Source organism: Mucilaginibacter sp. 320_HR (assembly GCF_059691875.1).
This window is the reverse complement of record NZ_JCAWAI010000002.1, coordinates 435,352-456,816: the sequence shown is the minus strand read 5'-3', so window position 1 is coordinate 456,816 and position 21,465 is coordinate 435,352. Positions and strand designations below refer to the sequence as shown.

Sequence of the window (21,465 nt, the reverse complement as noted above, 5' to 3'; positions counted from 1 at the left end):
CCTTTTCCCGTAGATAGCGCCGGCTGATACCAACCAATTCCCTGTAGCCAACACTGGCACGCATCTTGTTTTATACGGGTACATCAATCTATAATTACCATGGCCCTTAACGAAGAAAACACCCAACCTAACGCATACCGTGTAGAAGACGATGATGCTATAGAAGAAAAAGACCTGCGCCGTACCTACTTGTTTGGCAAGGGCGACGACGAACTAAGCGGCGACGAGCCAAACCTTGAAGGTAAAGGTTACGGCGGCCAGTCCTTTGGAGAAAATGTTGGCACACCGGCGGGCGACGATAAAAACAATCCGTCACAAAACGCAGGTTATAGTAACGAATACTTCCGCCGGACAGAACCGCTGGAAGAACACCCCGAGCACAATAACTTTAAAGACCCTAACCAGCTGGGCCAGCCTAATTACGCGCAGGCAGCTGATGGTGCAAATGCAGGCCAGTCGGACAGCGAGGACAATGCTCCGCGACGGGAGCAGGATGCAGAACCATCTGAAAATAGCCAGCAGGACGCTAATGTTAGTTATGAAGAGGGTACTGCAGACAACGATGGAAACAGAAGTGCCCCGTCTGAGGATGATAACAACATACCGGGTTATAACGAACTACCAGACCAGCAGAAAGTTGGTGAATAACAAAAAAGGCCGGAGTTTTACTCCGGCCTTTTTTGTTTGTATTCTTGTTCAAAGTGTCCCGCTTAGATAGTGGGACACCGGGACAGCTAAAATACTTAATTAACTAACAACCAATATATTAGGGCATTAATGTGGGACACCCCGGGACAGTACAAAAGGTTTAACTAATTTTACCTATTAGCTTATTATACAATCGATTATCACTTTATTACAGCTTAGTTCTAAAATCGATGGGACACCTCATTATCAAACTAAGTGGGACAGTTACCAACCGAATTTTTCATGAATAAAATTGATCAGCTGTTTTGCCATTGCCCGGTGTTCCTTAGCGTTTGGATGGCGGTGCGCGCCGAGGTAAGGGAAGAATAAAGTATAAACATTTTTGTCCTTCAACTCCGCTACGGCCTTCTCCACATAGCCCGGAAATGGCGAGCCTGGCTCCACACTGTCCATACTGCCCATCGCACAAATAATCTTGGTATTCGGGTACTTGCTTCTGATGGTTTGAATAAATTCTATATACTTGGCTACTAAAAATCCAGGCGTTGGCGGAGTGCTGCCAAAGCGGTGTTTAAATTCTTTGTGATCCTTAAGGTTAACCAAGTGGTAGTCGTTCTGGAACAGGTTTACCACAACCAACTCGGGCGTATATTTATTAAAGTCCCACAGCCGCGTAGCGTCATCTACGTTCACACGATTGTAAAGTTCCGGCATAATGTTGGGCGACCAGCTTACTGTTACCCCTATCCCGCTTTTGGCTATACAGTAATATTCCGCATCAAAATGGCGTGCTGTAAGGTTGGCGTACGATAAAAAGCCGTTCTCATAACCATAATCTCCCCTGTCCTTTCCTTCAGGGTCTTCAAGAGAGAACCCGCAGGTGATGGAATTGGCGTAAAATTCTATCCGGTGCTTGAATGTGGGAGGCGGCAGCAAAGTCCCGCTACCTTCAATAGAAAATCCCCTTAACAATAACGTCCCGTTCTCTGCCTCGGTACGTTTAAATAGTTCAAGTCGATGCATGGTATCGGGCAAATCAGATATTAGCTGGTACTTCTTGTATTTTCCTCGTTTTGGTTGTATTGTGTTTACAACCTTACCGTCAACTACAATGGTCAGCAGGTCGTATCCCTTGGTATCGTTAAAAACCGCGCTTACACCTGTACCCTTAAAATTGATGGTGGCCGATGAAGCTGTCCAGCTCAGCTCAGCAGCATCGTCTTTGCGTCCAATGCGACCAGTATACCGAATGTGGGGATCGTTAAAATTAATTGTAGGTTTTGGCTTACAGGCAAATTGCGAGATTAACAATAACGCTACACAAGTAAAAACCAATAAGCGATAGCGTCGCATTGGGCTTACCACTCTATTTTTTTGGTAATAAACCCTATCAGGCTATCGGCCATCTCCTGCTGTTCTTTTTCGCTTGGGTGCCCAGGCGTGTTCTTATATGGAAAGAAATGCGTGTAGATGTTCTTATCCTTCATGTTACCTACGGCTTTCTCTATATATCCAGGCCATGGAGAATCCTTTTTTGTTGCATCCATACTTCCCAGTGCACAGATAATTTTGGCAGACGGGTACTTAGACCGGATCTTACCGATAAATTCCTGGTATCTTTTTACAATGAACTCCGCTGTGGGTGGTGTGTCGCCAAATAGTTTTTTAAACTGCTCATGTTCAGGCTTTAGCACTAACCAGGAGTCGTTCTGAAACAGGTTTACAACTACAACTTCAGGGGTGTACTTAGTAAAGTCCCATTTTGCGATGGAGTCATGCGCCGCTACCCTGTCGTATATGTCCGGCATCACATAATCAAACCAACTGATCACTACCCCTATCCCACTTTTAGCTATACAGTAATTATCGGCATTAAAGTGCCGCGCTGTAATATTCGCGTAGCTTTTATAACCATTTTCAAACTCGTAGGTCCCCCTGTCCTTCCCTTCCTTGTCTTCAATAGCATAACCACAAGTAATGGAGTTCCCGTAAAATTCTATCCTGTGTTTATAAGCAGGTGGTAGCAATATCTTGCCGTCTCCATCAAGTGTAAACTTGTAAAACATCAGCGTGCCCATGTCATACTCAGTGCGCTTAAAAAGCTCCAGTTTGTGTTTACCCGCGTTCAGTCCGCTTGCTAACACAAACTCCTGCCTGTATTTTTTTGGTTGCAGGGTGGCCATCACCTTACCATCTATCACTACCGTAACAAAATCAAAACCAGTGTCGTCGCTCAGGGTAGCTTTAGCACCGGTTCCGGTAAAGTTAATAACTACAGATGATGCCGTCCAGGTAAGTTTCGCAGCATCTGCCGTCATGCCGATTCGCCCCATGTAGTGTATATTGGGGTCATTAAAGGGCACAACCGTATCTGCTTTGCAGGCGGTACCTGCCGCTAGTAGTAGAAATAAAAGGTAACGTTTTAACATACTGCAAAATAACTGTAATAAGTTTCTTGAGCAAGCGCAAGCTGCTCCTATTAAATGATCTCGAAATAACGTTTCAGTTCCCAGTCGCTTACACTTTTGGCATATTGGCGGTGTTCCCACAAGCGGGTTTGGGTAAAGTGCTGAACAAAGCCTTCTCCGAACAGCTCTTTTGCTACCGAAGAATTTTGCATTGCTGTTGCAGCATCAAAAAGGTTGCTGTGCAACGATCCATGTGTTTTATCCTGATAGCCGTTGGCAATAGTTTGGGGTATATTAAGTTTGAGCTTGTTTTTAATGCCGTATAAGCCTGAAGCCAACGCAGCGGCTATTGCCAGGTACGGGTTGGTGTCTGACCCGGGAATGCGCGTTTCCAAACGGGTTGAACCCACAGACGTGTTTATCACGCGCAGAGCCGTGGTGCGGTTTTCTACTCCCCAGGTGATGGTAGTTGGTGCCCAGGCCCCTTCTACAAGCCGCTTATAACTGTTAATGGTAGGCGCATACATGGGCAGCAGGTGTGGCAGGCAGTACAATTGCCCGGCTAAATACTGCTTATGCAGTTCGCTCATCTTATTCGCGTCTGTACCATCATAAAATAGGTTTTCGCCGTTTTCTTCTGTCCAAAGGCTTTGGTGAATGTGGCCACTACAGCCTGGTAGTTCCTGGTTCCACTTAGCCATAAAGGTGGCAGCTATGCCATGTTTGGCAGCAATCTCCTTTACAGCTGTTTTGAAAAGAACCGCGTTATCAGCTGCTTGCAACACTTCGCAATGTTCAATTGCTGCTTCATATACACCCGGGCCGGTCTCGGTATGCAGGCCTTCCACAGGTATTTTAAAACGAGTTAATAAATTAAAGAGATCAGCATAAAATGCATCATTTTGGGAAATTCGCAATATAGAGTAGCCAAACATACCCGGTGTTAGTGGCTCCATGTTGGCAAATCCTTTTTGTTGAAGCGTTTGCGGTGTCTCCTTAAAATTAAACCACTCAAACTCCTGGGCAAACTCCGCATGGTAGCCCCTTGCTTTACATTCTTCAGCTATCTTTTTTAACAAGCTTCGGGGGTCTGCCGGTACGGTTAACCCGTTAGGGCCACTATAATCAGCAAGAAAAAAGGGAATATCGTCTTGCCAAGGCACATTACGCATAGTGGCCAGGTCAATAAAACATAACCTATCCGGGTAACCGCTGTGCCAGCCGGTGATATCTACATTATCGTAAACCACATCGTTGCTATCCCATCCAAACACAACATCGCAAAAACCGTAACCGGTTTTTAGCCCTTCAAGAAACTTTTTAGTGCTGATAACCTTTCCGCGTAAAACGCCATCTATATCTGCGAAAGCAAATTTAACTTTCTGAATATTGTTGTCTTTTATATAGGTTATTACTTGTTCGCGGTTCATGGTGGTTTATTAATGAATGCAAGTTAGTAATTTTATAAATGATGATTTGTTTTACCACAGCGTAACAGGAATTTCTATTATATGAACTTGATTTTTCAGAATTAAAGAATTTACCAGGACTCTGATCATTCATGTAATCATTGATTCCGGTTCAAGATTATTAATACACTGATGCAAAAAGACTATCTATTTGTTTACGGCACACTTCTGCAGCAGCATAACGCGTTTGGAAAGTACCTGCGCAAGCATTGCTTACTCGTAAGCACGGGGAAAGTAAAAGGTAAGCTTTACGACGTTGGCGAATACCCCGGGCTTATATTAGATGATAATGCTAGTTACGTATATGGCAGCATTTACGTTATAGAAAGCCCGCTGATAATGGCCGAGATTGACGCTTACGAAGGCTATGGACCGGATGAGCAGCAGCCAAACCTTTACATCAGAACAAAAACCAGCGTACTTACCGCACAGGGCTATCTAGAATCATGGGTGTACCAGTATAATCTATCGGTAGAAAACCTGGTGGTGGTAGAAGGCGGAGACTATTTGGAATATTATCACAAAAAAAATCCCCCGGGTAGTTAAGCCGGGGGATAAAGATAGAACTAGGGGTATTTAAACTTTTGCAGATTTGACTGTTTTGATAATAACTGCTGCAACTTTGTATGGATCGGCAGCAGAGTTAGGACGACGATCTTCCAGGTAACCGCTCCAGTTGTGATCAACAGCGTAAAGCGGGATACGGATAGAAGCACCACGGTCAGATACGCCGTAGCTAAAGTCATGAATTGAAGCGGTTTCGTGTTTACCAGTCAAGCGCTGATCGTTATCTGCACCATACACAGCAATACACTCAGCAACTGCAGGGCGGAATGATTCGCAAACTGCCTTGAACTTCTCTTCGCTGTTAGCTGTACGCAACAGGGTGTTAGAGAAGTTAGCGTGCATACCAGAGCCATTCCAGTCAAGCTGGCCAAGCGGCTTGCAATGCCAGTTTATTGCAACTCCGTACTTTTCGCCTATACGCTCAAGCAAGTAACGTGCAACCCAAATCTGGTCGCCTGCTTCTTTTGCGCCTTTTGCAAATATTTGGAACTCCCATTGTCCGGCAGCAACTTCTGCATTGATACCTTCAACGTTAAGACCTGCTTCTAAACAAACATCCAGGTGCTCTTCAACAATTTCGCGTCCGTAAGCATTTTTAGCACCTACCGAACAGTAGTAAGGGCCTTGCGGACCTGGGTAACCACCTGCCGGGAAACCAAGCGGTTTGTTGGTTTCAGGATCCCACAGGAAGTACTCCTGCTCAAAACCGAACCAGAAATCGTTATCATCATCTTCGATAAGCGCACGGCCGTTAGACTCGTGTGGCTTGCCGGTAGAATCTAACACTTCGCACATTACCAGGTAAGCTGATTTTCTTGCCGGATCAGGAACAACAAAAACTGGTTTCAAAATACAATCTGACGAACCACCTGGTGCCTGCTCGGTTGAAGAACCATCGAAGCTCCAGTTATCCAGATCTTCTACCTTGCCACTAAATTCTTTAACAATTTTTGTTTTACTACGCAGGCTTTGAGTTGGTTTGTAGCCGTCAAGCCAGATGTACTCGAGTTTTGTTGCCATTTTAATGTGTTTTGTAATTTTAAGTTTAATTTATAGTTATCGCAGAGTTTGTACTTCTAAATTATATGGCGAATTTAAATTATTTTTATAAAATTCATAGTATTGTTTATAAATTTTATAAAAATCAGTAATAAAGTTCAAGTTTAATTCTAAAATCGATTAAATACCTATCAGTTTCATAGATTTTAGCTCTAAATTTAGATTTACTACTGAAAAGCAAAAAGCGGCAACTTTTACGGTTGCCGCTTTCATTAAGCTTATCAGCAGTAGATTTACTTCCCGGAAGCTACGCCCCAGTAGCAACTGTTCCTGATCTTCATCAATCCAACACTGTCAACCTTTAGCTCATTTTTGCTTTTGCCTGACAGGAAATATAGCTTGGCCTTACTGTTATCATATAAAAATGCAGAGAGCTTTTGAGGTTGTCGGCTTTTGTTTATAACGTCAACCCGTAAGGCGTTTGTTGCTTTAACTTCCGTCACCGTATCTTCGGGCATAGCGGTCTTAACGTAGTTCACAACGTATTTCACGTCGGGTATGTTTAATGTACTCTTCTTATAATTGTCATCAGCCTGGATCACCTGCAGCAGGCATTTAACACAGGGCTCCGCAATTGTTGCGTTGCCGTAATTCTTTTGTGGATTATTGATAACGCTGTCTTTCTTCCCGTTCAACATAACAGTTGTCCGCCCTATAGTGTCAGACGCTGGCTTCGGCTTATTGTTGTTGCACGACAACACTCCAAAACATATTATAGCCATAAGTGCTCCAAAAGATGATATGCTCATTTTATAATGGTTTTTATACTTAACCTGCAAAAAGAAGTTTTGTGTGAATGGCACTATGGTAACAAATAGCTGTTTAAACGTTTTTGTGAAATTTTTAGCCCGAAATTTATTAATATTGTCCGATTTACACTTTGCTGTAGGATAACACCTTTGTACAGTCCATCAGTGTAAAATTTTTATCATTTAACATTTCAAAAGCGGCTTTTATCGGCAGGCTATTTGTTTGAATGTATCTTTGGCATTCGGTAATATCATGAGTAACGGCAGTACAGTATCTAATTCGGTGGTTGATGTGGTTTTAATTGGCGCGGGCATTATGAGCGCCACACTTGGTGTAATGCTAAAAGAGCTGCAGCCGGATATTTCTATTGAGATTTTTGAAAGGCTGGACACCATTGCCGCCGAAAGTTCTGACGCGATGAACAACGCGGGTACCGGACACTCTGCTTTTTGCGAGCTTAACTATACCCCGCAGAAAAAAGATGGAACAATCACCACAAACAAAGCCATTCAAATAGCCGAGCAATTTGAGATAAGTAAAGAGTTTTGGGCGCACCTTGTAGAAAAAGGACAGGTAGGCAGCCCGGAAAGCTTTATCAGCAAAGTGCCGCACATAAGCTTTGTATGGGGCGAAGAAAATGTAAAGTTCCTGAAAGAACGCCATCGCTTATTAACTAAGCACCACTTTTTTAAGGATATGCTGTACTCAGAAGATCATGAGCAGCTAAGAAAATGGATGCCGCTGGTAATGGAAGGCCGTGACGCCAGCCAAAAAGTTGCCGGCACTTACATGGACATAGGCACCGACGTAAACTTTGGCGCACTGAGCCGCAGCCTTTTCGCCAACCTAAGTAAACAAGCAAATGTTGGCTTGAGCCTTAACCATGACGTAAACGACATTAAACGAAACAGCGACAATACGTGGCGCATTACAGTCACGGATAAGGTTACCGGCAAAAAGAGGAGGCTGAATACCAAATTTGTATTTGTAGGTGCTGGCGGGGGCGCTCTGCCGCTGCTGCAAAAATCCGGCATTGCAGAGAGCAAGGGCTTTGGCGGCTTCCCTGTAAGCGGCCAATGGCTGGTTTGCAACAACCCCGCGATAGTTGAAAAACATTGGGCTAAGGTTTATGGTAAAGCGTCTGTGGGTGCTCCGCCGATGTCTGTACCGCACCTGGATACAAGAAATATCGGCGGCAAAAAAGAGTTGCTTTTTGGGCCATATGCAGGCTTTTCTACAAGATTCTTGAAGAAAGGATCGCTTCTGGACCTATTTGGTTCTATAAAACCAAATAACATACTCCCACTGCTTGCGGTGGGCAGAGATAACTGGCCGCTTACCAAGTACCTAATTGGCCAGGTAATGCAATCGCCTGCCGACAGGTTGAATGCTTTAAAAGAATACTTTCCTGAAGCAAAAGCAGAAGACTGGCAACTGGAAGTGGCCGGCCAGCGCGTGCAAATTATTAAAAAAGATCAGGAACACACTGGCGTGCTTGAATTTGGAACAGAAGTAGTTACCGCCGCAGATGGAAGCATATCTGCACTGCTTGGTGCCTCTCCGGGTGCGTCTACCTCAGTTCCTATTATGATAGATCTGATCAGCCGTTGCTTTAAAACACAATCAGGCACAGGCGAATGGCAAAATAAACTGAAGCAAATGATACCATCATTAGGGCAATCGCTTAGTAAAGATGAAGCTTTAGCTGATGCAACGAGGGCAAGAACAAGCGGAGTGTTGGGGCTGATTTAAGCTAGACATCGTTATAAAAGAAAGAGGCCAAAGTATTCACTTTGGCCTCTTTCTTTATGCTGTTAGTCGATTACTTGAAATCAGCATCTGATATTCCAGTGTTTACACTTGCGTCAGTTATCTTGATTGCAGTAGCTGCGCCGCCTATACTGGTCTTTTCGCTAAAAGGAATTTTTACTCCTGTTGGTATTCCTTTATAGTCGTCGTATTCTGTTGGTGAACTTCCCGCGATATCTGTTACGCGCTTAATTTTTAAACCTGTTTTAACATCGTACCAGTGCTTAACACGCACACCTTCAGGGTTGGTGATGGTGATCATGTAAGCAAGTTTATCGTGTACAACCTGTAAGTTAGGTGCCAGTGTTAAAGTATACCCGGTTTTACCATAATCCAGCTCAGGAAATAACTTGTACCTATTGCGTACGCCTTTTGCTTCTTTTGATACATCAGATGGCCGGTTGAATTGCACCATGCGTACGCTGTCGCCATTGATTACAATATTCGAGACCACAAAGTTGTTGTAAGACGGCGCAATCAAATTCATGTTGAACTTATCCGGCTGCTTGTATTTGGTTGTCAATTTCAACGCCACACCCTGCAGAGTTGCTTCGCCGGTTACGGTCAGGTCTTTTACATCTTTAAGCCTTCCCTCACCTCCTACAGCGCTGATGTAGTTCTGTATAACTGTTTGTGCCGTTATGCCTTTGGCAACTTCCTGACCGCTTAATGAATTATTTTCCGGATTAATATCGGGCAGTACACCTTCGGGGTCTAATGTTACATAGGAAATTTTTGAAGTGGATTTATAAGCGAAGGTCCATTCTGGTCCACGCTGCCATATTTCTGCGGGCAACTTAACGGTACTGCTTTTTCCATTTTCTTCCTTTACGTAGACTATAGCAGGTAAGGCCATTTCTCCTAGATTCTCAATGGTGATAAGCGAGCCTTGGGATGGATCATTCTTTATATAGGCTATGCTTTTTACAGACTGGTCCAGCGTCCAGGTATTCAGGAACCATTCGTTCCAAAACCAGCTCAGGTCCTCTCCTGCTGCATTATCCATACTGTGGAAGAAATCCCAAGGTGTTGGATGCTTAAACGCCCAGCGTTTAATGTAAGTTTTAAATGCATAGTCAAACCGTTCTTCGCCCAATATTTGCTCGCGTAAAATCATTAGACCCGCAGCTGGCTTCTCGTACGCAGCGTAGCCCAGGTAAGAAGACTGGATAACATCCGGTGTATTCATGATGGCGTCTGCATCAGCACTGAACATGCTTGGCGCGTCGGCTTGTACCTCATCACGGTGATAGTACTCTCCGCTGTTAAATTGTTTGGTGTCTACCTTATTTATAAAGGTATTGAAACCTTCATCCATCCAGGCATACTTACGTTCGTTAGAGCCTACTATCATCGGGAACCAGTTATGGCCAAACTCGTGGTTAGTAACATCCCATAAACCACCTCCTTCACTCTCATGGCTGCAGAACACAATTCCCGGGTACTCCATACCACTAACCGGACCGCCAACATTGGTGGCAACCGGGTAAGTATATTCAAACCATTTGCCCGAATAAAGCTCAATTGCAGCTTTTACGTATTCGGTAGAACGGCCATAAGCACCTTTACCACCGCTTGATATAGGATATACCGACTGCGCCAAAGCTTTTTTACCATTTGAAAGATTAATGCGTGCGGCATCCCATACAAAGGCTTTTGAAGCTGCCCAGGCAACATCACGTGAGTTTTTACACACAAAATGCCAGGTGAGTGTAGGCTTTTTCAGGTAAGCATTACCACCAACCACATCTGCCGAGTCTTTTATCATGACTGTTTTGTCACTTGTGCGCGCTTGTGCAAGGCGCTTAAGTTCTGTTGCGGTAAGCACTTCGTTAGGGTTAATTAATTCACCTGAGCCTACAATAACCAGGCTTGCTGGCGCAGTAATGGTGTAGTCGAAATTACCATACTCCAGGTAAAACTCAGATGAACCCATATAAGGTATGGTGTTCCATCCGCTCACATCATCATAAACTTCCATACGTGGATACCATTGCGCTATGTCGTATATCCAGCCTTGGGGTGTTTTCAAACGGCCGGTGCGGTCGGTGCCGTATTCAGGTACGGTATAAGCATATTCTATTTTTATCTGAAGCTTAGCTCCAGATGACCGCAGCGTATCTTTTAGGCGTATTTGCATACGGGTGTCTGTAACGCGGTAAACAAGTGTTTCAGCTTTGCCGTTTTTTATAATAGTTACCGATTTAATCTCGTAGCCCTTTGTAAAGCTTGTATTTGCGAAGCGACCGCCGCCAACAACGGTTGTTGCTTGCCCGCGGGAATCCTCTTTATAAATATTCTGATCCAACTGCAGCCATAAAAAGCTCAATGGGTCAGGACTATTGTTTGTGTAGGTTATTATAGTGCTGCCCGTAATACGGTGCGCAGCCGTATCCAATTTGGCGTCAATTTTATAATCGGCGCGGTTTTGCCAGTATTTAACGCCGGGCGCACCAGATGCAGAGCGGAACTCTGTGCCTTTTCCAAAATAGAAAAGCGGGTTAAACACTTTGTGCTGATCGTACTTTGATTTGGTTGATGTAGTATCCTGCGCATGAAGCGTGTAGGAGCCTGCCGCAAGGAGCACAGAAAGTGCCAGTGAAATAATTTTCATAGTTGATGAGTGATATAGTTTTTAGTAAATAAACCAAAATGCTACCTGATGATTGTGACATAGCCAGATTGTTTATTCTTTTCATCTAGTTGTATAACATAATAGTAAACACCTGCAGGAAGAGGCTTACCGCTGTTGTTGGTTCCGTCCCAACCGCCTGTGTAATATTTTATGTCTTTTATTATCGAGCCATTACGGTTATAAATGTAAAGGTGATTACCTAACAACCTGTCTACATACTTAATATTCCACACATCGTTTATACCATCACCATTAGGGGTAAAAGTGTTTGGTATTACCACCTGCTTTTTGACAAGTATGGTCACAGTGGATGTATCCGAGCATCCATTGTCATTAGACACAATTAGCTGGTAAGTTATATCGTCATCAGGGGTACTGGTTGGTGCAGCTATGTTTGCATTGTCAAGATAGGTGTCGGGCACCCAGCGATAATACTTTGAACCCGTACCTTTAAGTTTAACCACGTCGCCCAAGGTTACAATGGTATCCTTGTTGTAAATAGTAGCAAGTGGCTTATCAAAAGTTAACGTGACCGGATATAAGGTACTCTCGCATTTACCGTTGGTAAGCTGAGCATACACTGTGGTGTCCCTACGGATAATACCGGTAAAGAGCGTGCCTGAATTTTCTTCAACGAAATTCTTATTAGCGTCAAACCACCTGTATTTTTCTTTCGCTTTAGCACCCTTCACGTTAATAGATGTACTACCCCATTCGCAAAGGATTGTGTTACTGGTTACGGTAACAGGCGCAAATTGGTATTCTGCAACGTTGATTGACAGCGTTTTTGTACGGTTTTGATAAGCATTGGTAATAGTTACCGAATATGTGCCCGGCTGGTTCAGGCTAATGGAAGATGCCGTACTACCGGTAGACCATAGGTATGTTGCGCCGGGTAATTTTACGTCGAGCGTTATGGTTTCGTCTTTGCATATCACAGTGTCTGTACGTAACGATACGTCAATTACCTGGTCATATTTAATGTTTATGGATCCGCTTGAGCTACAACCCGCCGAACTGGTAACTTCTACACTATAGGTACCAGGGGCAGTAACTAACAAATTTTGCAATGTTGTACCATTACTCCATTTGTAAGTACTGCCGGGATTGCCTGCGTCAAGCTGTAGTGTTTGCCCGTAGAAAAGTGTAACATCCTTACCGAGATCTACTTGGGGTAATGGCGCTATTACAACATCTTTAGTAAACTTTGTTGTTTCCCCATTATGTAAAACTTCCAGCGTTACAGGATAAGTACCTACAGTGGCGTAATTATGACTTGGAGTTGCTGTAGCTGATGTATTATCGGGGGATGCAGGATCCCCGAAATTCCATTTCATGCTTTGGATCTTCTCAAGTGAAGTGTTCATCTTGAAATTAGTTGTTTCGCCTATACATGTTCCCACAGCCGAAAATGCTACCTCTGCAAAATAGCTTTGAATGAAATTTGGCAAGCCAAATGTGGTGTTCTTGCCTTCAAGATATATGGCGTCTTTTTTATACTCACAATTCTTACCTTCTAAATTTGGTTGCTCTATAGCATGTAGATATCCGTTACCGAACACGGATACATATATTTTCCCGTCAGTAGCGAGCTGCATTGCACCAAATCCAGAAGAGGTGGCTATTAGCGACCCCTTGGCATTGATATTACCTGTTGTTACAGGCATCTTCACCTGATAAAGATTTGGACCTTCCTCAGAAATATACAAAAAGTTACCATTGGGAGAAAATTCCACTCCATACGGACCAGTGCCCTGGAAACCCGTTATAGTTTGAGGGTTAGTTACCTTTCCGGTGGATTTATCAAAGTCATAAACTTCTACCAGGTGGGCGTTGTAGTCCATGGCAGCGGCTAACTTATCTCCTTTTGGTGAAGCTTTCATATATCCAATAGTACTTGAAGCGCTTTCTGCCATATAAGTTCCTACTGCAGACACCGCCGGTGTTAATTGCAGCCCATCTTTTGTTATAAGATAGCACAAGAATTTATCAGAAAGATATTCATGCGTAATGACCCAAATATCTCCACCATTTTGATGTTTTACGGCAGTAATCTTTTCTGTCGACTTTTCTAAAAGTAGATGATTCTTTTCAATAACCTCACCCAATCCACCTTGCTTCGAAATATCTATAACAGAGTAATACATAGAACCACCCACGTCTATTATAGTGAAAACATAGTATAAATCAGGGTTACCAGGCTGAGGAATTATTACTCCGGACTGCGTTGAAGACGAATTTCCGTTTAAGCCCGAACCATTTTCCATGGTCTCATGTTTTTTATTGAACACAGTAAGGCCGTCGGTATAAAATAAAAGATTTCCTTCTGCGTCTGCAATGCTGGAGCAGCCCTCAAAGGCTGCCATTTTGCTGTCGGTTAGCGCGGTAGGTGGCGAGGTATTAAAATTAACCCCTGCATAACTACCAAAATACCAGATGTTCCCCTGTTTTTGAGCAAGTAGTGATCCGCTGTACAAAAAGCACAGTAAGAAGATGATTTTTCTCACACCACCGATTATTAAAGGTAAGAGACTATCGTAGAATACAGTACTGGCGGGAGGGGCCTAAGGGTAGCACTTATACAGTACTTCGACGGTGTTATCAAGAGCATTGTGAGCAGGATTTAATCAATACATAAAAGTATAAATAACTTGTTATACCAAAAAATATTTTAACGCAAACCTCATCACCCATTGCCCTACAACAATGTTTTTTTAACCGTTGGGTCTTTTTTCTATTTTTGCGGCTTACCTTACGCAAGGTGCCTTTATAAATGGATATATCTGTAGTAGTACCGTTGTATGATGAAGTAGAATCGTTGCCTGAGCTTACCTCGTGGATAAGCCGGATAATGAACGATAACAATTATACATATGAGATAATTTTGGTGGATGATGGCAGCCGTGATGGCTCCTGGGACATGATATGCCGTTTAAAGGAGAGCAATCCCTTCATCTATGGAATTAAGTTCAGGCGCAACTATGGTAAGTCTGCAGCCCTGAACACCGGGTTTGAAGCTGCGCGTGGGGAAGTCATCATAACTATGGATGCCGACCTGCAGGATAGCCCGGATGAGATACCCGGCTTGTACCGCCGAATTACGGAAGATAAGTACGACCTGGTTTCTGGCTGGAAGGCCAAACGATACGATCCGCTAAGTAAAACCATACCTACAAAACTTTTTAATGCCGCTACACGCAAGATGAGCGGTATAAATAACCTGCACGATTTTAACTGCGGACTTAAGGCCTACAGAAAAACTGTTGTTAAGAATATAGAAGTGTATGGCGAAATGCACCGCTACATTCCGGTGTTAGCAAAGTGGGCCGGGTTTACAAAAATTGGCGAACAGGTTGTGGAACACCGCGCCCGTAAATACGGCAAAACCAAATTTGGTTGGAGCCGGTTCATTAACGGCTTTCTCGACTTGCTTTCCATATTTTTCGTAGGCAAATTTGGCAAGCGGCCAATGCACTTTTTTGGCACTATGGGCACGCTGAGCTTTTTCGCAGGTACTGTATTGGCGTTATGGATAATGGGTGAAAAGCTATACCTGATAGCAAAACACGAGCATTATCGTGATATTACAGACAATCCCTTATTTTATTTAGCATTGGTTGCAATTGTTCTTGGTTCGCAACTCTTCCTTACCGGCTTTGTTGCGGAGTTGGTATCAAGAAATGCTCCCGAAAGGAACAGGTACCAGATCGAAGAAACCGTTTAGGCTGTTCTGTTTTATTAAACTACCATTTACCTGTGTTCTCTAAATAGTTTCAATGTTTTTTTCGATAATAATACCCCTTTATAACCGCCCTCAAGAGATTGATGAGCTGCTTGCAACACTTGTACAGCAAACGTACAAGCACTTCGAGGTATTGGTGATAGAGGATGGCTCTACTAACAAAGCTGATAATATTGTTAGCGGCTATCAAGACAAACTTGATATCCGGTATTTCGAAAAGGCAAACGAAGGACAAGGCTTCACCCGCAACTTTGGTTTCGAACGAGCAAAAGGAGATTACTTTATCATCTTTGATTCAGATTGCCTGATACCTGCTGATTACCTGCAAATTGTTAACGACTCGTTAAGCACTAATTGGCTGGATGCATACGGCGGCCCGGACGGAGCCCATGAATCATTTACGCCGGTTCAAAAGGCCATTAGCTATAGTATGACGTCCCCATTTACAACTGGCGGTATACGTGGCAGTAAAAAGGCTATCGGGCAATTTCATCCGCGCAGCTTTAATATGGGTATCTCCAGGCAGGTTTGGGAAAAAGCCGGCGGGTTCATAATTACCCGTCTCGGAGAAGATATTGAGTATAGCATCAGGGTGCATTCACTTGGTTTTAAAATTGGGCTTATACCTGAGGCAATTGTTTATCATAAGCGCCGTACAGATTTCTTAAAGTTTTATAAGCAACTACATTTTTTTGGTAGGTCAAGAATAAACATTTATAAATTTTTTCCATCGGAGCTAAAAGCCGTGCACTTTTTTCCGGCACTTTTTACGCTTGGAATTATATTTACGTTTGCAGCCAACCTTTTACGATGGCAAATAGCAGTATTGTGCAATGCAGTGTTGGTATTGATTATTTTGTTGATATTTTTTCATGCCTGGTGGAAAAACAAATCGCTTAAAATTGCATTTTTGAGCGTGATAGCTGCCTTCACACAACTGACTGCCTACGGGTTAGGATTTATGCAGGATTACTGGAAGCGTGTGGTGTTAAAAAGATCATAAGAGTAGTATGTACCATCCATTTTCCGTTGGGGAAACCCTTAAGACTTCCTGGGATCTTCTTAAAAAGAACTTTGCGGTTATAATTATTTATTCGATCCTTTCTTTTCTGTTGCTGATTGTTATTGGCGTGATCATCTCTTTCACCTACTCTCCATCGGAAAAAGATTTTGCAGGTACGATGATAGTATCGTTCATAGGCATTTTTGTACAAGCTTTTACCACCCTTGGACTTTACAAACTAATATTTACCGTGATTGATAATGAATATTACGAGTTTGAATTTAAGCAAATTGTTCCCACGTTTAAGATGGTACTAAGCTACTTGGGAGTTATCTTTATATTCGCTTTCATTATTACAAATGTGAATATTGGTTTGGATTATCTTGAAGATGATTCAATTTTAAGGTTGGTGATCACAGACGTGCTAACGCTTGTTGGCCTGTACTTTGCTCTTCGCATTATGTTTTTTAACACATTTATCGTTGATGACGCGTCCGGCCCTATCGAGTCTATTAAACAAAGCTTTGACTTGACTAAAGGCTACATATTGAAAGTAGTACTGATACTACTAAGCATAATCATTTCTATAGCAATACCAGCCTGGCTGTCACAATATTTTCCGCTCATCTCTATTACAATTGTTTTTACCTATCCTTTTGTAAACATTATACTCGCCGTCACCTATCGTAAACTTATCTACAGTCACCAGGATGTAGACGATGATATTGCCGAAACCAACTAACATGGGTTTAAAAGCATCATTGAGTAAAGTATTTGCCTGGTGGGTAAACCGTGAATTGAACCACATTCGCCAAAACGGGGTTTCCCTGCAGCAGAAAACATTTAGTGATCTCATCTTTACGGCTAAGAATACAACCTTTGGGAAGGATCATGATTTCTCTTCAATTGAAAGCTACGAAGACTTTAAAAAGAAAGTTCCCGTACGCGATTACGAAGAGTTGAGGTTGTATATAGATCGTGTTGTAGACGGTGAAAAAGACGTAATATGGCCGGGTAAACCGGCTTACCTCGCAAAAACATCGGGAACTACCTCCGGTGTAAAGTATATTCCCATCTCAAAGGAAAGTATGCCCGAACACATTAAGGCTGCACGCAATGCTTTACTAAGCTACATCCATGAAACAGGCAACGCAAAGTTTGTAGATGGTAAGATGATATTTTTGCAGGGTAGCCCTGTACTTGCAAAAAAAGCAGGTATTCAGACCGGGCGGCTTTCAGGGATTGTAGCGCACCACGTTCCCGGGTATTTGCAAAAAAACAGGCTTCCCTCCTACAATACCAATTGCATAGAAGATTGGGAAGAAAAAGTGGATGCAATTGTGCAGGAGACCCAAAACGAGGACATGCGCCTGATCTCGGGCATACCGCCATGGTGCCAAATGTATTTTGACAAGCTATCTGCCGTGAACGGTGGTAAAAAGATAAAAGACATTTTCCCCAACTTTAAATTATACGTCCACGGCGGTGTAAACTTTGAACCATACCGCGCGCGTATGGAAGAGACTATTGGCTTTGGTATCGACAGTATAGAAACCTATCCTGCATCTGAAGGATTTATCGCGTTTCAGGATACTCGTACTGAAAAGGGTTTGCTGTTAATGGTTGATGCAGGTATCTTCTATGAGTTTATTCCCAGCGAAGAGTATTATAATGAAAACCCCACCCGCATCAACTTAAAAGATGTTGAGCTGGATAAAAATTATGCATTGATACTAAACACAAGCGCAGGGCTTTGGGGTTATAGTTTAGGGGACACTGTAAAGTTTGTTAGCAAGAACCCGTACCGTATAGTGGTGACCGGACGCATAAAACATTACATTTCTGCTTTTGGAGAGCATGTAATAGGCGAAGAAGTTGAACAAGCTTTAATGAGCGTTGCCGCTGAAGAAGGTGTTGATGTTATTGAATTTACCGTAGCGCCACAGGTAACACCCGCAAGTGGCGAGCTGCCTTTTCACGAATGGTTTGTAGAGTTTGGAAAAGAGCCTAATAACCTGGCAGACTTTGCTTTGAAGGTAGATAAGGCACTTCAGAAAAAAAATATTTACTACATGGACCTTATTGAGGGTAACATTTTGAGGCCGTTAGTAGTCAATAGTTTAAAAAAAGACGCTTTTATAAACTACATGCGTGGCCAGGGTAAACTTGGAGGCCAAAACAAGGTACCCAGGCTATCAAACGACAGGAAGATAGCGGACGAGTTAAAGCAGTATGTTGTAAACCAAACGAGATGAAAAAGCTATTTTCAATATTAATGTTCTCGCTGCTATCATTAATGATGGCTAACGGACAGGGAACAGAAAACCTGAAGATAGCCTGGCCGGGAGAGTACAAATGGAAAGTAGCCTCTAATCAGCAAACGTCGTCGGCTAATATGATAGAGCTTATTCCCGGTACTGAGACGCTGAACAATTGGACAATAATGGCCACGATGATGTCCTATAAAAACATGCGCGTGCCATCTATATCAAAAGTACCGCCGATGCTTTTTGCTACTACTCAAAAAAATGCACCCCTGGCGAAACTTACCGTTTTAGAAAATGGTGTAAGAGCGGGACGGCAGTGGACGATATTTAAGATTGAATCGCCTTCATTCAAAAATTCGCCCGCCCCTGAATCACAACTTTACTACGCTATACAAGGCGATAGAACTTTATATGTTAGCTTCGTAGCAGTAAAAGCTAAATGGATCCCGACTGTATTTGTTTTTAAGTGGACAAACGTATTTAAATCCAGTCAGCTGGTAAAACAATAACACACATCTAAATTAAACTTGAGTATAATTAAACAAATAGCCGTTCTTGGTTCATCTGGCAGCATAGGTACACAAACGCTTGATGTTATTCGCCAAAATCCTGCGCTTTTCAACGTGTTTTTACTAACTGTCAATGTAAATGCTGAAGCGTTAATAGAGCAAGCACTTGAATTTAAGCCGAAGTATGCTGTTATATGCGATAAGAGTAAATACCAGCAGGTACGTGATGCGCTTATACACCTCCCTACAAAAGTGATGGCTGGCTATGATGCTATTAAGGAATTGGTTACCCAAGCCGAAATAGATATTGTACTTACAGCTATGGTTGGGTTTTCGGGGCTGGAGCCTACCATTAACGCCATAAAAGCCGGTAAAGACATAGCTCTTGCAAATAAAGAAACCCTTGTTGTTGCGGGAGAACTTATTACCGCGCTTGCTCAGGAACACAAAGTGAAGATATTACCGGTAGACAGCGAGCATTCCGCCATATTCCAGTGCCTTACCGGGGAAGAACAGAATCCTGTAGAAAAAATTATACTTACCGCATCGGGGGGGCCATTCAGGGGCAAAGATCGTGAGTTTCTTTCTACGGTGACACGAGAAAACGCGCTTAAACACCCTAACTGGGTGATGGGTGCCAAAATCACTATTGATTCAGCTTCGTTGATGAATAAAGGGCTGGAGGTAATAGAGGCGAAATGGTTGTTTAATCTTCGGGCAGACCAAATAGATGTGATTGTACATCCGCAATCTATTATTCATTCTATGGTTCAGTTTGAAGATGGGTCCATAAAGGCGCAAATGGGCTTACCAGATATGAAGCTGCCTATACAGTACGCGCTCTCTTATCCGCAGAGAGTCAAAAGCAGCTTCGCCCGTTTTAACTTTACATCTTACCCGAACCTAAGTTTTGAGCAGCCAGATACGGCAACCTTCAGGAACTTAGAACTAGCTTACAAAGCCCTCGAGTGCGGCGGCAATATGCCATGTATCATCAACGCGGCTAACGAGGTTGCGGTGGCGGCTTTCCTTGCAAACAATACCGGCTTTCTGGATATGAGCGATATAATTGAAACCTGCATGCAGGATATAGGCTACCTTGCCGAGCCTACCCTGGATGACTATTTGAATACCGATAAAGAAACACGCATATTTGCGGAAAATTTAATTACCAAAAAGCCGTTAAAGGCTATACGATCTTAGAATAAAATAACGAATGGATGTTTTGATAATGTCTGGCCAATTAATACTTGGTCTTTCTATACTGGTTATACTGCACGAATTTGGTCACTTTATTGCTGCCCGCGCCTTCAATATAAAAGTTGAGAAGTTCTACCTGTTTTTTGATGCCTGGGGTGTAAGCCTTTTTAAGTTTAATTATAAGGGTGTTGAATATGGAATTGGGTGGCTTCCGTTAGGAGGTTATGTTAAAATAGCCGGTATGATCGACGAGTCAATGGATACCGATCAATTGTCCGGTCCTCCGCAGCCATGGGAGTTCCGCTCTAAACCAGCCTGGCAGCGCCTGATTGTGATGCTTGGTGGCATTATAGTCAACATAATAGTAGGCATCTTTATCTTCTGGATACTTACCATGAAGTACGGCGAAAGCTATACACCAGTAGCCAATATCAAATATGGTATTGTGCCAGGTGTAATAGGTAAAAAGATGGGCTTGCAGGCAGGCGATAAAATAGTGGCTATAAACGGCAAACCTGTAGAACGCTTTGAAGACGTGATCAGTTCAAAGGTTTTATTGGACAAAACTCAGCTTACTATTGTTAGAGGTGCAGACACAAAAATGCTTACTGTTCCAGCTACAATTTTGAACGACCTGTCTGACCTTGGCTTAGATGAATTCATCAGTCCGTTACCCCGTAGCAAGTTCAGTGTAGACTCCGTCGCACCAAAAAGCGGCGCACAGGCTGCCGGCTTGCAACATGGAGACAGTATTTTGGCCGTAAATGGCGTTGCTGTTACCTTTTTTGACCAATTGCAAGATCAGCTTAAGGCAAATAAAAACAAGAAAGTAGAACTTACCATAAAACGTGCTGACAGCGTACAGAAGGTATCAGCAATGGTAAACAATAAAGCTGTACTGGGTTTCAGGCCAAAAGTTAACGAGCCGGGTATTAAACATATATCTTACGGCTTTGTAGAATCTTTGCCAGTTGGCGCATCGCGGGCATGGGGAATGTTCAGGGACAATGCTAAAGGGATAGGTAAGATTTTCGCTGGCCAGGTGAAGGCCACCAAAGCTATATCAAGCCCTATAGGCATTGCACAAAAGTTTGGCAATCATGTAGACTGGCTACGCTTTTGGAGCCTTGTAGGCTTCCTTTCTATGGTGCTTGCATTAACAAACCTGCTGCCTATCCCCGGATTAGATGGCGGGCACACTGTGTTCCTGCTTATAGAAATTGTAAAGGGTAAACCACTTAGTGATAAGTTCCTGGAGCGGGCGCAAATTGTTGGATTTGTACTGCTGATATCCCTTATGGTGTTTGCCTTTGGTAATGACATCCTGAAAATAGTCAGGAAATAAAGAACCTGTTACAAACAATAAAGGCCACGAATATCGTGGCCTTTATTGTTTGTA

At 43.1% G+C, this 21,465-nt stretch carries 17 protein-coding genes; 10 read left to right on the top strand and 7 right to left on the bottom strand.

Translation table 11 applies throughout. From position 1 onward, the window contains the following. Window positions 1–99 precede the first annotated feature (99 nt). Window positions 100–648, top strand: coding sequence for a hypothetical protein (locus AC59GT_RS07585; RefSeq protein WP_497237066.1), 549 nt, complete (start codon window positions 100–102; stop codon window positions 646–648). A gap of 264 nt (window positions 649–912) precedes the next feature. Here AC59GT_RS07585 and AC59GT_RS07580 read toward each other — a convergent pair whose 3' ends face one another. Genes AC59GT_RS07580 through AC59GT_RS07570 form a run of 3 tightly spaced genes read right to left on the bottom strand, consistent with a single transcriptional unit; the run spans window position 913 to window position 4,486 of the window. Continuing rightward, window positions 913–2,001 carry an SGNH/GDSL hydrolase family protein gene (locus AC59GT_RS07580; RefSeq protein WP_497237065.1) on the bottom strand — a complete coding sequence of 363 codons (1,089 nt, stop codon included), beginning with the start codon at window positions 1,999–2,001 and terminating at the stop codon, window positions 913–915. Window positions 2,002–2,006: 5 nt separating this feature from the next. Then, window positions 2,007–3,077 (bottom strand): SGNH/GDSL hydrolase family protein, encoded by a 1,071-nt coding sequence (locus AC59GT_RS07575; protein ID WP_497237064.1) that lies wholly within the window; start codon window positions 3,075–3,077, stop codon window positions 2,007–2,009. Between the two features lie 50 nt (window positions 3,078–3,127). After that, window positions 3,128–4,486: a glutamine synthetase family protein gene (locus tag AC59GT_RS07570; RefSeq protein WP_497237063.1), complete on the bottom strand. Its 1,359-nt coding sequence runs from the start codon at window positions 4,484–4,486 to the stop codon at window positions 3,128–3,130. A gap of 171 nt (window positions 4,487–4,657) precedes the next feature. On the opposite strand from AC59GT_RS07570, the gene AC59GT_RS07565 reads away from it, so the two are divergent. Then, window positions 4,658–5,071 carry a gamma-glutamylcyclotransferase family protein gene (locus tag AC59GT_RS07565; RefSeq protein ID WP_497237062.1) on the top strand — a complete coding sequence of 138 codons (414 nt, stop codon included), beginning with the start codon at window positions 4,658–4,660 and terminating at the stop codon, window positions 5,069–5,071. A gap of 30 nt (window positions 5,072–5,101) precedes the next feature. On the opposite strand, the gene AC59GT_RS07560 is transcribed toward AC59GT_RS07565, so the two are convergent. Then, window positions 5,102–6,112 (bottom strand): glutamine synthetase beta-grasp domain-containing protein, encoded by a 1,011-nt coding sequence (locus tag AC59GT_RS07560; protein WP_117381772.1) that lies wholly within the window; start codon window positions 6,110–6,112, stop codon window positions 5,102–5,104. 272 nt (window positions 6,113–6,384) lie between these two features. Further along, on the bottom strand, window positions 6,385–6,900 hold the full coding sequence (locus AC59GT_RS07555) for a hypothetical protein (RefSeq protein ID WP_497237061.1): 516 nt from the start codon (window positions 6,898–6,900) through the stop codon (window positions 6,385–6,387). Window positions 6,901–7,153: 253 nt separating this feature from the next. Here AC59GT_RS07555 and mqo point away from each other — a divergent pair, with 253 nt between their 5' ends. Then, window positions 7,154–8,653 carry a malate dehydrogenase (quinone) gene (gene mqo / locus AC59GT_RS07550; protein ID WP_497237060.1) on the top strand — a complete coding sequence of 500 codons (1,500 nt, stop codon included), beginning with the start codon at window positions 7,154–7,156 and terminating at the stop codon, window positions 8,651–8,653. A 70-nt stretch (window positions 8,654–8,723) separates the two neighbouring features. Here mqo and AC59GT_RS07545 read toward each other — a convergent pair whose 3' ends face one another. Together AC59GT_RS07545 and AC59GT_RS07540 are read right to left on the bottom strand one after the other, a co-directional pair. Then, window positions 8,724–11,324, bottom strand: coding sequence for a M1 family metallopeptidase (locus AC59GT_RS07545; protein ID WP_497237059.1), 2,601 nt, complete (start codon window positions 11,322–11,324; stop codon window positions 8,724–8,726). A gap of 41 nt (window positions 11,325–11,365) precedes the next feature. Further along, window positions 11,366–13,852, bottom strand: a complete 2,487-nt coding sequence (locus tag AC59GT_RS07540; protein WP_497237058.1) for a T9SS type B sorting domain-containing protein — start codon at window positions 13,850–13,852, stop codon at window positions 11,366–11,368. Window positions 13,853–14,118: 266 nt separating this feature from the next. Between AC59GT_RS07540 and AC59GT_RS07535 the strand changes: the two genes are divergently transcribed. The 7 genes from AC59GT_RS07535 to rseP are packed head-to-tail and all read left to right on the top strand — an operon-like array spanning window position 14,119 to window position 21,411. Next, window positions 14,119–15,069, top strand: coding sequence for a glycosyltransferase family 2 protein (locus AC59GT_RS07535; RefSeq protein WP_497237057.1), 951 nt, complete (start codon window positions 14,119–14,121; stop codon window positions 15,067–15,069). Between the two features lie 52 nt (window positions 15,070–15,121). Beyond that, a complete protein-coding gene (locus AC59GT_RS07530; protein WP_497237056.1) occupies window positions 15,122–16,090 on the top strand; it encodes a glycosyltransferase family 2 protein in 969 nt (322 codons plus the stop codon). Window positions 16,091–16,097: 7 nt separating this feature from the next. Continuing rightward, on the top strand, window positions 16,098–16,832 hold the full coding sequence (locus tag AC59GT_RS07525) for a hypothetical protein (RefSeq protein WP_497237055.1): 735 nt from the start codon (window positions 16,098–16,100) through the stop codon (window positions 16,830–16,832). A 1-nt stretch (window position 16,833) separates the two neighbouring features. Continuing rightward, entirely contained in the window at window positions 16,834–18,345 is a 1,512-nt protein-coding gene (locus AC59GT_RS07520) for a GH3 auxin-responsive promoter family protein (protein WP_497237054.1), read from the top strand. Then, on the top strand, window positions 18,342–18,866 hold the full coding sequence (locus AC59GT_RS07515; RefSeq protein ID WP_497237053.1) for a hypothetical protein: 525 nt from the start codon (window positions 18,342–18,344) through the stop codon (window positions 18,864–18,866). The genes AC59GT_RS07520 and AC59GT_RS07515 overlap by 4 nt, the downstream gene beginning before the upstream one ends. Window positions 18,867–18,893: 27 nt before the next feature. Continuing rightward, window positions 18,894–20,069, top strand: coding sequence for a 1-deoxy-D-xylulose-5-phosphate reductoisomerase (locus AC59GT_RS07510; RefSeq protein WP_497237601.1), 1,176 nt, complete (start codon window positions 18,894–18,896; stop codon window positions 20,067–20,069). Between the two features lie 13 nt (window positions 20,070–20,082). Further along, entirely contained in the window at window positions 20,083–21,411 is a 1,329-nt protein-coding gene (gene rseP / locus AC59GT_RS07505) for an RIP metalloprotease RseP (protein WP_497237052.1), read from the top strand. The last annotated feature ends 54 nt before the right edge of the window (window positions 21,412–21,465 follow it).

Coding starts and splice junctions, on each gene's coding strand:
- AC59GT_RS07585 (WP_497237066.1), top strand. CDS start 100: ATGGCCCTTAACGAAGAAAACACCCAACCTAACGCATACCGTGTAGAA.
- AC59GT_RS07580 (WP_497237065.1), bottom strand. CDS start 2,001: ATGCGACGCTATCGCTTATTGGTTTTTACTTGTGTAGCGTTATTGTTA.
- AC59GT_RS07575 (WP_497237064.1), bottom strand. CDS start 3,077: ATGTTAAAACGTTACCTTTTATTTCTACTACTAGCGGCAGGTACCGCC.
- AC59GT_RS07570 (WP_497237063.1), bottom strand. CDS start 4,486: ATGAACCGCGAACAAGTAATAACCTATATAAAAGACAACAATATTCAG.
- AC59GT_RS07565 (WP_497237062.1), top strand. CDS start 4,658: ATGCAAAAAGACTATCTATTTGTTTACGGCACACTTCTGCAGCAGCAT.
- AC59GT_RS07560 (WP_117381772.1), bottom strand. CDS start 6,112: ATGGCAACAAAACTCGAGTACATCTGGCTTGACGGCTACAAACCAACT.
- AC59GT_RS07555 (WP_497237061.1), bottom strand. CDS start 6,900: ATGAGCATATCATCTTTTGGAGCACTTATGGCTATAATATGTTTTGGA.
- mqo (WP_497237060.1), top strand. CDS start 7,154: ATGAGTAACGGCAGTACAGTATCTAATTCGGTGGTTGATGTGGTTTTA.
- AC59GT_RS07545 (WP_497237059.1), bottom strand. CDS start 11,324: ATGAAAATTATTTCACTGGCACTTTCTGTGCTCCTTGCGGCAGGCTCC.
- AC59GT_RS07535 (WP_497237057.1), top strand. CDS start 14,119: ATGGATATATCTGTAGTAGTACCGTTGTATGATGAAGTAGAATCGTTG.
- AC59GT_RS07530 (WP_497237056.1), top strand. CDS start 15,122: ATGTTTTTTTCGATAATAATACCCCTTTATAACCGCCCTCAAGAGATT.
- AC59GT_RS07525 (WP_497237055.1), top strand. CDS start 16,098: ATGTACCATCCATTTTCCGTTGGGGAAACCCTTAAGACTTCCTGGGAT.
- AC59GT_RS07520 (WP_497237054.1), top strand. CDS start 16,834: ATGGGTTTAAAAGCATCATTGAGTAAAGTATTTGCCTGGTGGGTAAAC.
- AC59GT_RS07515 (WP_497237053.1), top strand. CDS start 18,342: ATGAAAAAGCTATTTTCAATATTAATGTTCTCGCTGCTATCATTAATG.
- rseP (WP_497237052.1), top strand. CDS start 20,083: ATGGATGTTTTGATAATGTCTGGCCAATTAATACTTGGTCTTTCTATA.